The sequence below is a fragment of the Actinoplanes flavus genome (genome assembly GCF_017592555.1).
GTDB lineage: Bacteria > Actinomycetota > Actinomycetes > Mycobacteriales > Micromonosporaceae > Actinoplanes > Actinoplanes flavus.
In genome coordinates, this window is record NZ_JAGFNS010000079.1 from 1 (window position 1) to 1,464 (window position 1,464).

At 69.8% G+C, this 1,464-nt stretch carries 1 protein-coding gene; it reads left to right on the top strand.

The window, feature by feature from the left end:
• Window positions 1-211: 211 nt before the first annotated feature.
• Window positions 212-1,441 carry an IS110 family RNA-guided transposase gene (locus J5X75_RS43730; protein WP_238491033.1) on the top strand — a complete coding sequence of 410 codons (1,230 nt, stop codon included), beginning with the start codon at window positions 212-214 and terminating at the stop codon, window positions 1,439-1,441.
• Window positions 1,442-1,464 lie beyond the last annotated feature (23 nt).

Consider the following 1,464-nt stretch of genomic DNA (forward strand, 5'->3'; position numbering starts at 1 on the left):
CCCGTTACCTTTTTGATCGTCCCCACCGGGGACTGCTCGGTCGCTCGGTCCGGTATGACTTATCGCCCCTGTCGTACGCATGATCCGGGGGGTGTTGTCGCCGGGCCGGGTGGCGTCGGCGGACCGCTGATAGGGACCCGGCCACCCCTCGGGTAGGTCTCTCCGTAACGTGGCTGCCGGCAGTCCGACGCTCTGACCAGCGGCCGAGCTCATGTGGACCGTGGGGAGGCGAGGCGTGCACAACGAGTACGGCGTGTTTCTGGGACTCGACGTCGGTAAGCAAGACCACCATGCGGTCGCCCTCGACCCGGCAGGCAAGCGGCTGCACGACGCGGCCCTGCCTAACACTGAGGCTGGGCTGCGGAAACTGTTCGACAAACTTGGCCGGCACGGCCGGATCCTGGCGGTGGTCGACCAGCCCGCCTCGATCGGTGCCCTGCCCGTCGCGGTCGCCCGGGCCTGCGGGCACCAGGTCGGCTACCTGCCCGGCCTGATCATGCGGCGGCTCGCTGACCTGCACCCCGGCACGGCGAAGACCGACGCCCGCGACGCCTACGTGATCGCCGACGCGGCCCGCACGCTGCCGCACACGCTGCGCCGGGTCGACACCGGCGACGACACCCTCGCCGAGCTGGAGATGCTGGTCGGCTACGACGACGACCTCGCCGGCGAGGTCACCCGCATCGCCAACCGCATCCGCGGCCTGCTCACCCAGATCCACCCGCCCCTGGAACGAGTGCTCGGCCCGAAAGTGCAGCACCCCGCCGTCCTCGAAGCGCTGTCGCGGTGCGGCGGCCCCGCCGGGCTGCGCAAGGCCGGCCGGTCGAAACTCACCGAGGTCGTCAAACCCCGGGCACCGCGCATGGGTGCCCGCCTGGTCGAGCAGATCTTCACCGCTCTCGACGCCCAAACGGTCGTCGTCCCGGGCAGCACCGCAGCCGAGACCATCCTCCCGAGGTTGGCCGACAGCCTGCGCGACCTGCTGAGACAACGTGACCAGGTCGCGACACAGGTCGAGGAGATGCTCGATGCACACCCTCTTTCCTCGGTCCTGACCTCGATGCCCGGCATCGGCGTCAGGACCGCAGCCCGGATTCTGCTCGAAGTCGGCGACGGCAGCTCGTTCCCGACCTCCGGCCACCTGGCCGCCTACGCCGGGCTCGCCCCGGTGACCCGCCGTTCGGGCACCAGCATCCGCGGCGAGCACCCGCCCAAAGGCGGCAACAAGCAGCTCAAACGCGCGTTCTTCCTGTCCGCGTTCGCGGCCCTGTCCGATCCACTCAGCCGGGCCTACTACGACCGCAAGCGTGCTGAGGGCAAGAAGCACAACGCCGCCCTCATCTGCCTCGCCCGCCGCCGGGTCGACGTCCTGCACGCCATGCTCCGCACGCATACGCCGTACCAGCACAAACCGGCAGAAAGACTCGCCCTCGCCGCTTGACAGAAACCATAGGGACACCCCCC